Annotated in this window: 12 protein-coding genes; 8 read left to right on the top strand and 4 right to left on the bottom strand. The window is 63.7% G+C overall.

From position 1 onward, the window contains the following. The first annotated feature begins 117 nt into the window (after positions 1-117). From ydcS to RIN61_RS17195, 5 genes are all read left to right on the top strand, one after another. Positions 118-1,269, top strand: coding sequence for a putative ABC transporter substrate-binding protein YdcS (ydcS, locus tag RIN61_RS17215; RefSeq protein ID WP_112250960.1), 1,152 nt, complete (start codon positions 118-120; stop codon positions 1,267-1,269). 150 nt (positions 1,270-1,419) lie between these two features. Next, complete coding sequence (locus tag RIN61_RS17210) at positions 1,420-2,451, top strand: ABC transporter ATP-binding protein (protein ID WP_112250958.1); 1,032 nt, start codon at positions 1,420-1,422, stop codon at positions 2,449-2,451. A gap of 1 nt (position 2,452) precedes the next feature. After that, on the top strand, positions 2,453-3,364 hold the full coding sequence (locus RIN61_RS17205) for an ABC transporter permease (RefSeq protein WP_313853054.1): 912 nt from the start codon (positions 2,453-2,455) through the stop codon (positions 3,362-3,364). Beyond that, complete coding sequence (locus RIN61_RS17200; RefSeq protein ID WP_112250954.1) at positions 3,354-4,160, top strand: ABC transporter permease; 807 nt, start codon at positions 3,354-3,356, stop codon at positions 4,158-4,160. The genes RIN61_RS17205 and RIN61_RS17200 overlap by 11 nt, the downstream gene beginning before the upstream one ends. A 17-nt stretch (positions 4,161-4,177) precedes the next feature. Next, complete coding sequence (locus RIN61_RS17195; protein ID WP_313853051.1) at positions 4,178-5,602, top strand: gamma-aminobutyraldehyde dehydrogenase; 1,425 nt, start codon at positions 4,178-4,180, stop codon at positions 5,600-5,602. Between the two features lie 613 nt (positions 5,603-6,215). On the opposite strand, the gene RIN61_RS17190 is transcribed toward RIN61_RS17195, so the two are convergent. Next, on the bottom strand, positions 6,216-7,322 hold the full coding sequence (locus RIN61_RS17190; RefSeq protein ID WP_112250948.1) for an NADH:flavin oxidoreductase/NADH oxidase: 1,107 nt from the start codon (positions 7,320-7,322) through the stop codon (positions 6,216-6,218). 588 nt (positions 7,323-7,910) lie between these two features. Between RIN61_RS17190 and RIN61_RS17185 the strand changes: the two genes are divergently transcribed. Next, positions 7,911-8,174 (top strand): DUF3077 domain-containing protein, encoded by a 264-nt coding sequence (locus RIN61_RS17185; protein WP_025337923.1) that lies wholly within the window; start codon positions 7,911-7,913, stop codon positions 8,172-8,174. A 301-nt stretch (positions 8,175-8,475) separates the two neighbouring features. On the opposite strand, the gene recJ is transcribed toward RIN61_RS17185, so the two are convergent. Beyond that, the gene (gene recJ / locus RIN61_RS17180) at positions 8,476-10,185 is read right to left on the bottom strand and encodes a single-stranded-DNA-specific exonuclease RecJ (protein ID WP_085601932.1); all 1,710 of its coding nucleotides are present in this window, start codon (positions 10,183-10,185) and stop codon (positions 8,476-8,478) included. A 7-nt stretch (positions 10,186-10,192) separates the two neighbouring features. Then, positions 10,193-10,735 (bottom strand): YaeQ family protein, encoded by a 543-nt coding sequence (locus RIN61_RS17175; RefSeq protein ID WP_013971198.1) that lies wholly within the window; start codon positions 10,733-10,735, stop codon positions 10,193-10,195. 131 nt (positions 10,736-10,866) lie between these two features. Here RIN61_RS17175 and RIN61_RS17170 point away from each other — a divergent pair, with 131 nt between their 5' ends. Beyond that, on the top strand, positions 10,867-12,066 hold the full coding sequence (locus RIN61_RS17170; protein ID WP_112250946.1) for a CaiB/BaiF CoA transferase family protein: 1,200 nt from the start codon (positions 10,867-10,869) through the stop codon (positions 12,064-12,066). A gap of 20 nt (positions 12,067-12,086) precedes the next feature. After that, the gene (locus RIN61_RS17165; protein WP_112250944.1) at positions 12,087-12,962 is read left to right on the top strand and encodes a TIGR02285 family protein; all 876 of its coding nucleotides are present in this window, start codon (positions 12,087-12,089) and stop codon (positions 12,960-12,962) included. 283 nt (positions 12,963-13,245) lie between these two features. Here the strand turns inward: RIN61_RS17165 and RIN61_RS17160 are convergent, their stop codons facing one another. Further along, positions 13,246-13,527, bottom strand: a complete 282-nt coding sequence (locus RIN61_RS17160) for a DUF3509 domain-containing protein (RefSeq protein ID WP_133970485.1) — start codon at positions 13,525-13,527, stop codon at positions 13,246-13,248. Between the last annotated feature and the right edge of the window lie 9 nt (positions 13,528-13,536).

The raw sequence follows: 13,536 nt of genomic DNA, 5'->3' as shown, positions 1-13,536 counted from the left end.
AAGCCAACTAGACTCGATATCGCCAATACCGCGCGTAACCGCACTACGTTTATAACGATCGCTTCACGGCTTGCTTGATGACTGCCCCGACCAAAATCTCCAAGAAGAGGGAACACCATGTCAGTGCACAAGACCGCATTGCTCGGCGCAACCGCCTGCGCCGTGCTGGCCAGCGCCAGCCTGCAGGCTGCCGAGCCGCCCAAGGCCCTGGGGCCCGGCGAGGGCCGCCTGGACATCGTCGCCTGGCCCGGCTACATCGAGCGCGGTGAAAGCGACAAGGCCTACGACTGGGTAACCGGCTTCGAGAAGGAAACCGGCTGCAAGGTCAGCGTAAAGACCGCTGCCACCTCGGACGAGATGGTCAGCCTGATGACCAAGGGCGGCTACGACCTGGTCACCGCCTCGGGCGATGCGTCGCTGCGACTGATCGCGGGCAAGCGGGTACAGCCGATCAACACTACCTTGATCCCCAACTGGAAAAACATCGACCCACGGCTGCAGAACGGTGGCTGGTACGTAGTCGACAAGCAGGTATACGGCACCCCGTACCAGTGGGGGCCGAACGTACTGCTGTACAACACCGACGTATTCAAGCAGGCGCCCACCAGCTGGGGCGTACTGTTCGAGCCGCAGAACCTTCCCGACGGCAAGCCGAACAAGGGCCGCGTGCAGGCCTACGATGGGCCGATCTACATCGCCGATGCGGCGTTGTACCTGAAGACGGCCAAGCCGGAGCTGGGCATCCAGGACCCGTACGAGCTTAACGAAGCGCAGTACAAGGCCGTGCTGGAACTGCTGCGCCAGCAGCAACCGCTGATTCACCGCTACTGGCATGACGCCACGGTGCAGATGAGCGATGTGAAGAACGAAGGCGTGGTCGCCTCCAGCTCCTGGGGCTACATGGTCAATGGCCTGAAGGCAGAGAAGCAGCCCGTGGCCTCGACCATCCCCAAGGAAGGCGCGACCGGCTGGGCCGACACCACCATGCTGCACAGCGAAGCCAAGCACCCCAACTGTGCCTACAAATGGATGGACTGGTCGCTGCAGCCGAAGGTACAGGGTGATGTGGCGGCCTGGTTCGGTTCGTTGCCGGCGGTGCCGGCGGCCTGCACCGGCAGCGAGCTGCTGGGGGCCGAGGGCTGCAAGACCAACGGTTTCGACAACTTCGACAAGATCGCCTTCTGGAAAACCCCGCAGGCCCAGGGCGGCAAGTTCGTGCCATATAGCCGCTGGACCCAGGATTACATTGCGATCATGGGTGGGCGCTGAGGTTGCCTGAATGCCTGTGCCGGCCTCTTCGCGGGTAAACCCGCTCCCACAGGTAAAGCGCCACCCTTGCAGGCGGTGATGAACCTGTGGGAGCGGGTTTACCCGCGAAGAGGCCGGTACAGGAGAAACCGTGTTGTCCGGAGCCTATGCATGCCCCTAGCCGTCCAGTTCACCCAGGTTTCCCGCACCTTCGGCGAGATCAAGGCCGTCGACCAGGTCAGCATCGACATCATCGATGGCGAATTCTTCTCCATGCTCGGCCCCTCTGGTTCGGGCAAGACCACCTGCCTGCGTCTGATTGCAGGCTTCGAGCAACCCACCAGCGGTTCGATCCGCATCCACGGCGTCGAGGCTGCCGGCGTACCGCCCTACCAGCGCGACGTCAACACCGTATTCCAGGACTACGCCCTGTTCCCGCACATGAACGTGCTGGACAACATTGCCTACGGCCTGAAGGTAAAGGGCGTGGCCAAGGCCGAACGCCACAGCCGGGCCGAAGAAGCCCTGGCGATGGTGGCCCTGGCCGGCTACGGCGCACGCAAGCCGGCGCAGTTGTCCGGCGGCCAGCGCCAGCGCGTGGCCCTGGCCCGCGCGCTGGTCAACCGGCCACGGGTACTGCTGCTGGACGAGCCGCTTGGCGCGCTGGACCTGAAGTTGCGCGAACAGATGCAGGGCGAGCTGAAAAAGCTGCAGCGCCAGCTGGGCATCACCTTCATATTCGTCACCCACGACCAGACCGAAGCGCTGTCGATGTCCGACCGTGTCGCAGTGTTCAACCGCGGCCGTATCGAGCAGGTCGACACCCCGCGCAACCTGTACATGCAGCCGGCGACCACCTTCGTCGCCGAATTCGTCGGCACCTCCAATGTGCTGCGTGGTGAATTGGCCATGGCGCTCAATGGCAGCCCGGCGCCCTTCTCCATCCGCCCTGAACACATCCGCCTCGGCGCCCCGGCCACAGCCGGCCAGCACGTCCAGGTCAGCGGCCTGCTGCGCGACATCCAGTACCAGGGCAGTGCCACCCGCTACGAGCTGCAACTGGACAGCGGCCAACTACTGGCGGTGAGCCAGGCCAACGACCGCTGGCAGGCGCAGGTACAGGCCTGGCAACCCGGGCAACCGGTACAGGCACACTGGCCCCACGAAGCCATGACGGTGCTGCAGGAAACCGAGGGCCGCTGACATGAGCACACTGCGCGGCCTGTCCAACCTGCTGTACCGGCGCCCCAACCTGTACCTGGCCCTGCTGCTGATCCCGCCACTGACCTGGTTCGGCGCAATTTACCTGGGTTCGCTGCTGAACCTGCTGTGGCAGGGCTTCTATACCTTCGACGACTTCACCATGGCGGTGACCCCGGACCTGACCCTGGGCAATTTCGCCGCGCTGTTCAACCCGTCGAACTTCGACATCATTCTGCGCACCTTGTGCATGGCGGTGGCGGTGTCGCTGGCCAGCGCCGTGCTGGCCTTCCCCATCGCCTACTACATGGCGCGCTACACCAGCGGCAAGACCAAGGCGTTTTTCTACATCGCCGTGATGATGCCGATGTGGGCCAGCTACATCGTCAAGACCTACGCGTGGACCCTGCTGCTGGCCAAGGGCGGCGTGGCCCAGTGGTTCGTCCAGCAACTGCACCTGGATGCCCTGTTGCAAACGGTGCTGGCGGTGCCGGGCGTGGGTGGCAGCACGCTGTCTACTTCGCATCTGGGGCGCTTCATGGTGTTCGTGTACATCTGGCTGCCGTTCATGATCCTGCCGATCCAGGCCTCGCTGGAACGCTTGCCGCCATCGCTGCTGCAAGCCTCGGCAGACCTCGGCGCCCGGCCCGGACAAACCTTCGTGCAGGTGATACTGCCGCTGTCGATCCCGGGCATTGCCGCCGGCTCGATATTCACTTTCTCGCTGACCCTGGGCGACTTCATCGTGCCGCAGCTGATCGGCCCGCCCGGTTACTTCATCGGCAGCATGGTCTATGCCCAGCAAGGGGCGATCGGCAACATGCCGATGGCCGCCGCATTCACCCTGGTGCCGATCGTGCTGATCGCGGTCTACCTGTCCATCGTCAAGCGACTGGGGGCCTTCGATGCACTCTGAAAATGCCTCGACCGGGCTGCGCCTGGCGGCCTGGGGCGGGTTGCTGTTCCTGCATTTCCCGATCCTGATCATCTTTCTGTATGCCTTCAACACCGAAGACGCGGCATTCAGCTTTCCGCCCAAGGGCTTTACCCTGAAGTGGTTCGCCGTGGCCTTCGCCCGGCCCGATGTGCTGGAAGCGATCAAGCTGTCGCTGCAAGTGGCCTGCCTGGCCACGCTGATCGCCCTGGTGCTCGGCACGCTGGCCTCGGCGGCGTTGTACCGGCGCAGCTTTTTCGGCAAGGAAAGCATTTCGCTGATGCTGATCCTGCCCATCGCCCTGCCCGGCATCATCACCGGCATCGCCCTGCTCTCGGCGTTCAAGGCCTTGGGGATCGAGCCCGGGGTGTTCACCATCGTGGTCGGCCACGCCACCTTCTGCGTGGTGATCGTCTACAACAACGTGATCGCCCGCCTGCGGCGGACTTCGCAGAGCCTGATCGAAGCCTCGATGGACCTGGGCGCCGACGGCTGGCAGACCTTTCGCTACATCATCCTGCCCAACCTGGGCTCGGCGCTACTGGCCGGCGGCATGCTGGCCTTTGCCCTGTCGTTCGACGAAATCATCGTCACCACCTTCACCGCCGGCCACGAACGCACCCTGCCGATCTGGCTGCTCAACCAGCTCAGCCGCCCGCGCGATGTGCCGGTGACCAACGTGGTCGCCATGCTGGTGATGCTGGTGACCATGCTGCCGATACTTGGTGCCTATTACCTGACCCGTGGCGGCGAAAGCGTCGCGGGCAGCGGCAAATGACCCTGGAGGAGTCCCCGATGCAAACGCAGATGCTGATCAATGGCCAGCTGGTCGCTGGCCAAGGCCCGGCCTGGACCGTGCTCAACCCGGCGCTGGGCACTGCCCTGGCGCAGATCAACGAAGCCAGCGAGGCCCAGGTGGACAGCGCCGTGCGCGCCGCCGACCAGGCCTTCGACAGCTGGTCGCAAACCAGCCCAAAGGAACGCTCGCAAGCCTTGCTGGCGCTGGCCGACGCCATCGAAGCCCATGGCGATGAACTGGCCCGCCTGGAATCGCAGAACTGCGGCAAGCCGCTAAGCGCCGCCCTGAATGACGAGATCCCGGCAATTGCCGACGTGTTCCGCTACTTTGCTGGTGCGGCGCGCTGCCTGGGCGGCTCGGCAGCCGGCGAATACCTGCCAGGCCATACTTCGATGATCCGCCGTGACCCGCTGGGCGTGGTGGCCTCGATCGCGCCATGGAACTACCCGTTGATGATGCTGGCGTGGAAGATCGCCCCGGCCCTGGCTGCCGGCAACACCGTGGTGATCAAGCCCTCCGAGCTGACCCCGCTGACCGCCCTGCGCCTCGGCGAACTCGCCCGGGACCTGCTGCCACCTGGGGTGCTGAACATCCTCTTCGGCCGTGGCCAGACGGTGGGCAACCCGCTGGTCAGCCACCCCAAGGTGCGCATGGTCTCGCTGACCGGCTCGATCCCCACCGGCGCGCACATCATCAGCGCCACTGCCGACAGCGTGAAACGCATGCACATGGAACTGGGCGGCAAGGCCCCGGTGCTGGTGTTCGACGATGCCGACATCGATGCCGCCATCGACGGTATCCGTACCTTCGGCTTCTACAACGCCGGCCAGGACTGCACCGCAGCCTGTCGGCTGTACGTGCAGGATGGCATCTACGAGCGTTTCGTCGAACGCCTGGGGGCCGCAGTGGCCAGCCTCAAGCCAGGTCTGCAGGAAGCCGAGGACACCGAACTGGGGCCACTGATCAGTGCCCAGCACCGCGACAAGGTTGCAGGGCTGGTACAACGGGCCATCGCCCAGCCGCACATCCGCCTGGTGACCGGTGGCAAGGCGATCGAGGGCGACGGTTTCTTCTTCGAGCCGACCGTGCTGGCCGATGCCCTGCAGGACGACGAAATCGTGCGTAACGAAGTGTTCGGCCCGGTTGTGTCGGTGACGCGCTTCAACGACGAAGCGCAGGCACTGGAATGGGCCAACGACTCCGAATACGGCTTGGCCTCATCGATATGGACCCGCGACACCGGCCGTGCCCACCGCCTGGCGGCGCGCCTGCAGTATGGCTGCACCTGGGTGAACACCCACTTCATGCTGGTCAGCGAAATGCCCCATGGCGGGCAGAAGCATTCGGGGTATGGCAAGGACATGTCGATGTATGGGCTGGAGGACTACACCTGTGTGCGGCATGTGATGATCAAGCATTGAGGGTAATGCCTGGGCTGAGACCGGCACCTCAGTCCAGGAGCTTTCCTGCAATCGGTTCGGCCCATTCCTAGTGCCACATCCTTTAGCTTGTAGTCATCGAAACTGGATTATCACGAGGCTGGATGACATGAAATATCGAGGACAACGAGCAAAGGTGAAATACAGCAAGGAAGACCATTCATGGGTCGGGCACCTATGCACAACTTGCGATATCGTCGGGTTTCACGCTCGGTCGCGCAGGCTATTGCCTGCCGCGTTCAAAGAGGCAGTGGTTGACTATTTGGAAGTAGCCAATAGAACAGGAGTAAGTATCAACGCCTGATTTTGCGCGACCTCTGTGGGAGCGGGTTCATCGAGGCGTCGAACCGCCGCGAACACCGGCAAAGCCGGTGCCATACACCGAGTCGCCTTCTTCGCGGGCATGCCCGCTCCCACAGATACCGCATCGCATTCAAAGGCGGTGCAATACCGTGTGGGAGCGGCCCTGTGTCGCGAAAGGGCCGCAAAGCGGCCCCGGTAATATCAGCGGCGGAGCTGGAAACCTGGGGCCGCTTCGCAGCCCTTTCGCGACACAAGGCCGCTCCTACAACGACCGCGTAATGCTTGGGTCAGGTCAATCCCGCAGGTCCGACTCGTGAATCGGGTTGGCCCGGCTGGTGGCGCGCTGGTATTGCGCAGGCCAGGTAGCTTTGTTGCCACCCAGATCGTCGTCGGCGTGCAGCGGCCAGTACGGGTCGCGCAGCAGTTCGCGGGCGAGGAAGATGATGTCGGCCTGGCCAGTGCGCAGAATGTGCTCGGCCTGGGCCGGTTCGGTGATCATGCCCACGGTGCCGGTGGCGATTTCCGATTCCTTGCGCACACGCTCGGCGAAGCGCGTCTGGTAGCCCGGGCCGGTGGGGATCTCGGCGTTGACCGAGGTGCCGCCGGAGGACACGTCGATCAGGTCGACGCCCAGGCCACGCAGGCGGCGGGCCAGTTCGACGGTTTCATCCGGGTTCCAGCCGTCCTCGACCCAGTCGGTCGCCGATACCCGCACGAACAGCGGTAACTCGGCAGGCCAGACCTTGCGCACGGCCTCGACCACCTGCAGGGTCAGGCGGATGCGGTTTTCGAAGCAACTACCGTACTCGTCGCGGCGCTGGTTGCTAAGTGGTGACAGGAACTGGTGCAACAGGTAGCCGTGGGCGGCGTGGATCTCGACCACCTTGAAGCCGGCCTTCAGGGCACGCTCGGTCGAGGCGACGAAGGCGGCGATCACCTGCTCGATTTCATCCTTGTTCAATTCACGCGGCGGGGTGTGCTGGGGGTCGAAGGCAATCTTCGACGGCCCTACCGGCTGCCAGCCGCCCTCTTCGAGCTTGACGCTGCCTTGCTTGCCCAGCCACGGGCGATAGGTGCTGGCCTTGCGCCCGGCGTGGGCCAGCTGAATACCGGGCATGCCCCCCTGGGCGGTGATGAAGCGGGTGATGCGTTGCAGCGGGGCGATCTGAGCGTCGTCCCACAGGCCGAGGTCTTCAGCGGTGATGCGGCCATCGGCGGTCACCGCCACGGCTTCAGTGATCACCAGGCCAGCGCCACCCACGGCGCGGCTGCCTAAATGGACAAGGTGCCAATCGTTGGCCAGGCCATCGACGGCGGAATACTGGCACATCGGCGAAACGGCGATGCGGTTGGGCAGGGTCAGCTGACGCAGGGTGTAAGGCTCGAGCAGCAGGCTCATGAGGGCACCTCCCAAGGACTCCAATGGTGATCCGGCCCGGGCACTCAGTTGCACGTCCCTGGCCCAGGTCCGGTCATAACTTCAGACTAGACCAGAATGGTTGGGGGGGAGGTTCCATGGGATTTTGGGTGGGGTGCGGGGTGTTTGGATCAAGGGTGATGTCGCCTATGAGATCGAGCGCCGCCCGCGCGGCGCTCGATCTCCTAGGCGACATCACTCTCAAGGCAGGCACATGGCAGCCCTGACCGTCGCTAAAGGCAAGCCCTCTGACAGGCATTTCAGATATCCCCTACGAGTCGGATCTGGTGATACCTGGCCTGAGGAAATACCCTACATGTTCTGTCGACAGGCGTCTGATTGTTCCTGGAAACACTGCCACTTAGTCTTTTCAGGTCGCTGAAATCCAGCGATGCGGGTGTGGAAACCCGGTCAACCTTCAAGTTCCTGTCGTAATGGCAGCTGTGTGCGGGAGGCCTTTTGGCCTACCGGGTTCCTTGAAGGCCGGTTTTCCACCCTGCATACAGTTGCCGCCCTTCGTGTGGAAACGGCGGTGGCAACTCCTTTAACCTTCAAGGAATTGCTAGAAAAATGACTACAGAAGACACCCAGTTCACCGTCGGCAAGACCACTTTCTTTCAGGGTGAAAACCAGACCCACCCATTATTTCGCATCGAAGCGGGCATTCCGTGCCGAGACGCCCGTGATCAGGCTTCGGAATTGATGGGCTATGTGCGGGAGTTGACCATCGTCGGGCTGATGGATGAGAAGCCCATGATGATCTGGGCTGCGCACTATCTCAGTGCGATGGCCAAGGCACTGATGGATGATGCCGAGTTAGGTATGGCGCGCTGAGTTTGATGTGATCATCGATCGCACATGGAGCACATTAGCCAGCCCGCCGCAGAGCCTTGTGGGAGCGGGTTTACCCGCGAAGAATGCGACTTGGTGCATGGCACCGGCTTCGCCGGTGTTCGCGGGTGAACCCGCTCCCACAGGTACAGCGCAAGCCTTGAGCCCGGTGCAGGCCCTGTGGGAGCGGGCATGCCCGCGAAGCAGCGACTCGGTGGATGGCACCGGCTTCGCCGGTGTTCACGGGTGAACCCGCTCCCACAACGGGTCAGCGCCAGGCCGTCAGCAGCGGCGGTATCTACCCTCAGCGCGGCTCCATGTGGGCAATCATCAACTGCACACTTTCATTACCACGAAACTCGTTCACATCCAGCTTGTATGCCAACTCGACCCAACGCACCGTGGGGTTCGGCCATACTTCGCGGTCAATGCCAAAGGCAATGCCGTCCAGCCGCACCGAGCCGCACTCGCTCTTGAGCACTACCTTCAAGTGCCGCTCGCCCACCACGCGCTGCTCCACCAGCTGGAACACGCCATGGAACAGCGGCTCGGGGAAGTGCTGCCCCCAGGGCCCGGCATGGCGCAGGGCCTTGGCCAGGTCGAGGTGGAACTCCTCCACCGCCAGGCTGCCGTCGGACAACAGCCGACCGGTCAGGTCCTCTTCACGCAATTGGCGTCGCACTTCTTCGTCGAACGCCTCGGCAAATGCCGGGAAATTGGCCTCGGGCAACGACAACCCCGCCGCCATCGCGTGGCCGCCGAACTTGCTGATCAGCTGCGGGTGGCGCGCCGCCACGGCATCCAGTGCATCACGAATATGGAACCCCGGCACCGAACGCGCCGACCCTTTGAGCATACCCTCGCCAGCGTCGGCGAAGGCGATAGTCGGCCGGTGGTAACGCTCCTTCAACCGCGAAGCCAGAATACCGATCACCCCCTGGTGCCAGTCGGCATCGAACAGGCACAGGCCATATGGCATCGACTCGACCGGCAGGTCCTTGAGCTGGGCCAGGGCCTCGCGCTGCATGCCCTGCTCGATGGACTTGCGGTCCTGGTTCAGGTCGTCCAGTTGCTGCGCCATGTCCTGGGCCAGGGCCGCGTCTTCACACAGCAGGCATTCGATGCCCAGGCTCATGTCGTCCAGGCGCCCGGCAGCGTTCAGCCGCGGGCCGAGGATGAAGCCGAGGTCGGTCGAGGTGATGCGCCGGTGATCGCGACGGGCCACTTCAAGAATGGCCTTGAGCCCCGGTCGGGCGCGGCCGGCGCGAATGCGTTCGAGGCCCTGGTGCACCAGGATGCGGTTGTTGGCATCCAATGGCACCACGTCGGCGACGCTGCCCAGGGCAACCAGGTCGAGCAATTCGCCGATGTTCGGCTGTGGCTGCGTTTCGTAACGCCCCAGGCTGCGCAGGCGCGCGCGCAACGCCATCAGCACGTAGAAGATCACCCCTACCCCGGCCAGCGCCTTGCTCGGGAAGCTACAGCCCGGCTGGTTGGGGTTGATGATCGCGTCGGCATCGGGCAACTCCGCGCCCGGCAGGTGGTGGTCGGTGACCAGCACCTTGAGTCCGGCGGCCTTGGCGGCAGCCACACCGTCGACGCTGGAAATGCCATTGTCCACGGTGATCAACAGCTGCGGCTGGCGTTGCAGCGCCACCTCGACGATTTCCGGAGTCAGACCGTAACCGTATTCGAAGCGGTTGGGCACAAGGTAGTCGACATGGGCCGCACCCAGCAGGCGCAGGCCCAGCACGCCGACGGTACTAGCGGTGGCGCCGTCGGCATCGAAGTCGCCAACGATGAGGATGCGCTGGCGCTGGTCGATGGCCTCGACCAGCAGGTCCACGCCGGCCTCGATGCCCTTGAGCTGCTGGTATGGCAGCAGGCGCGCGAGGCTTTTGTCCAGCTCGGCCTCGCTCTGCACGCCGCGGGCGGCGTACAGGCGGGTCAGCAAGGGCGGCAGGTTACCCAGGAATGGCAGGGTCGGCGGCAACGGGCGAGGTTCGATACGCATGGGTGATTCAGCCGCGCTCACCCAGCAGCCATTCCAGCTGCACTTCGTGCTGGCCACGGTCGTCGGTGACGAACAGCGTGCCCTCACTGATCATCACGTCCCACTTGATGGTGCGTGGCATGTCGGTGGCGAGGGTTTCCAGCACCTCCTGCGGCACGGCGGCGATGCTCAGGTTCTTCAAGCCCTTGACCGCATCAACCACCTTGTTCTGCCATACGCGCAGGCTGCCGTAGGCCAGCAGGCTGGTGCGCTCGGTGCGGCGTGAGCACCAGGTCAGTCGGTCGGCGTCCGGCTGGCCTACTTCGATCCAGTGCAGGATGCGATCGTCCAGGCTCTTTTCCCACAGCGCCGCTTCGTCCACATCGGACAAGCCACGGCCGAACGACAGGTTTTCGTTGTACCACAGGGCGTAGGCCAGCAGGCGCACGGCCATGCGTTCTTCGGTTTCCGAAGGGTGGCGGGCGATGGTCTGACGGACGTTTTCGTACACGCCGCGGTCGAGGTCGGTCAGGTTCAGTTCGAATTTGTAGGTAGTGGACGGCTGGGCCATGGTCGACGGGCTTCGTGCAAAAGAAAAGTGGCACAGTCTAACCCATCCGCACCTTCCATGCGCCGCAGCAGTACCCGGCGAAACCGACGTGTGATAAAAACACGGCTCTGCCCAGCTGCCACGGATGCCCCATGTCGACGCCCAGCAAACCCCTCGCCGGCCTCAAAGTAGTAGAACTCGGCACCCTGATCGCTGGGCCGTTCGCCTCGCGCATCTGTGCCGAATTCGGCGCCGAGGTGATAAAGGTCGAATCGCCCGACGGCGGCGACCCATTGCGCAAATGGCGCAAGCTGTACGAGGGCACCTCGCTGTGGTGGTTCGTGCAGGCCCGCAACAAGCAGTCGCTCACCCTCAACCTCAAGCACCCCGAGGGCCGTGAGATTCTCAAACGCCTGCTGGCCGAGGCCGACATCCTGATCGAGAACTTCCGCCCGGGCGTGCTGGAAAAACTCGGCCTGGGCTGGGATGTGCTGCATGCACTGAACCCGCGCCTGGTCATGGTGCGCCTGTCGGGCTTCGGCCAGACCGGGCCGATGAAAGACCAGCCGGGCTTTGGCGCGGTAGGCGAGTCGATGGGCGGCCTGCGCTACATCACCGGCTTCGACGACCGACCGCCGGTACGCACGGGTATTTCCATCGGTGATTCGATTGCCGCCCTGTGGGGGGTTATCGGCGCACTGATGGCGCTGCGGCACCGGGAAGTCAACGGCGGCCAGGGCCAGGTGGTGGACGTCGCCCTGTACGAAGCGATCTTCGCCATGATGGAAAGCATGGTCCCGGAGTTCGATGTGTTCGGCTTTATCCGCGAACGCACCGGCAACATCATGCCGGGCATCACACCCTCTTCCATCCACACCAGCGCCGACGGCAAGCATGTGCAGATCGGTGCCAACGGCGATGCGATCTTCAAGCGCTTCATGCAAGCCATTGGCCGCACCGACCTGGCCGACGACCCGACCCTGGCCACCAACGATGGCCGCGACCTGCGCCGTGACGAGCTGTACGGGGTAATCGACCGCTGGGCCAACAGCCTGCCACTGGAACAACTGATGCAAGTGCTGAACACCGCCGAAGTACCGGCCAGCCGCATCTATTCGGCCGAGGACATGTTCAACGACCCGCAGTACCTGGCACGCGAAATGTTCCTGCAGGCCAAGCTGCCGGACGGCAAGCCATTCCGCATGCCGGGCATCGTGCCCAAGCTGTCGGACACCCCCGGCTCCACCGAGTGGGTAGGCCCGGCGCTGGGCGAACATACCGAGGCGCTGCTCGGCAACCTGGGCTACGACGCAGCGGCTATCGCCAGCCTGCGCGCAGCAGGCACGGTCTGACCCTGGCGCGGCCCTGGTCCATGCGCACTGCCCGTTGCCTACGCCACCTGGCTCTGCTGTGCGGGCTGCTGCCCGCATTACTACTGCAGCCAGCCAACGCCAAGGAGCGCATCTTCTGGCTGGTGCGCGACCTGCCGCCGTTCACCATTCTGGAAGGACCGGAAAAAGGCCGTGGGGTGATCGACCAGCTGTTGCCTCTGCTTATCAGGCAGATGCCCGAATATGACCACAGCATCGTGCGCGTCAACCGCGCCCGCGGCATCCAGATGCTGCAGGACCCGCAGACCTTCACCTGCGACCCGACCTTACTGTGGACGCCGGACCGCGCCGAATACGTGCGGTTTTCAACGCCCTCTCTAGGCGTGTTCAGTGGCGGCCTGGTGCTGCGCAAGGACAGCGAGGCGCTGGTAGCGCCTTACCTCGACGGCCAGCAGGTAAATCTGCATGGCCTGCTGAGCAAGACTTCGCTGAAGCTGGGAGTTGTCGCCGAGCGCAGCTATGGCACACAGATCGACGCAATTCTGCGCCAGTTGCCCGAGACCGCGTTCAGCCGCCACTACGGCAACGACGCCACCGCCAACCTGCTGCAGATGCAACAGCTGGGGCGCCTGCGCATGGTGCTCGGCTACTGGCCCGAAGTGCGCTACCTGATCGAGCAGCAAGGCGGAGCACTGGCTGACTACCGGTTTCATCCTGTTCAAGGGGTGAACCGCTATCAGTTTCTGCATGTAGGCTGTTCGAACAGCGAGTTGGGGCGTAAAGCGATTGCGCACATCGACCAGTTGCTGCCTGCCCTGCGCCGGGACGTGTTGCCGGCATTGTATGCACGCTGGCTGGACCCGGCGTTGCAGGAAGACTACCTGGAAGAAAGCAAGCGCTTCTTCGAAGACCACTAGCTGTCGGCTCAGCCCCTGTAGGAGCGGCCTTGTGTCGCGATGGGGCGTGAAGCGGCCCCACATTTTCAGCTTCGCAGCGAAGGTTGCCGGGGCCGCTTTGCGGCCCATCGCGACACAAGACCGCTCCTGCAAGGATATGTGCCAGCCAGCAAAAAAAGAAACCCCGGGCGCTGGGGAGACACGCCCGGGGCCAAGCGAAAGCCCTTGAGGGCTTCCCGTGACAACCTTGCCAGCGCCGGAGCAAAGCACTGGCCGGGTTGCCCTACAGTGTCTGATAAACCACTCAGGCAAAGGTTCCATGAGGTTGCTGACGCTGCTGCAGTGCCGCGATCACACAGGGCTGCAGGCGCCCTTCGGCAATCTGCAGGTCACGGTGCAGGCCATCCACCAAATCGATCAACAGGCGTTGTTCCTGCAACTGACGCTCGCTTACCGTGCGCCGAAGGGTGATGCCGGCAAGGCGGTCGTGAACGGTCAATTGGCGATTACCCTGGGCATCGGCGACGCCAAGGTGTGTCTGATAGGGGGTCAGGGCTTCGTTAAGCAGTCTGCAGATTCTTTCCATCCGGATCAC

Origin of the sequence: Pseudomonas inefficax, from assembly GCF_032164165.1 — a bacterium.
Lineage (GTDB): Bacteria > Pseudomonadota > Gammaproteobacteria > Pseudomonadales > Pseudomonadaceae > Aquipseudomonas > Aquipseudomonas inefficax.
Note: the sequence above shows the minus strand (reverse complement) of the source record. Positions and strands in the feature narration are given on the sequence as shown.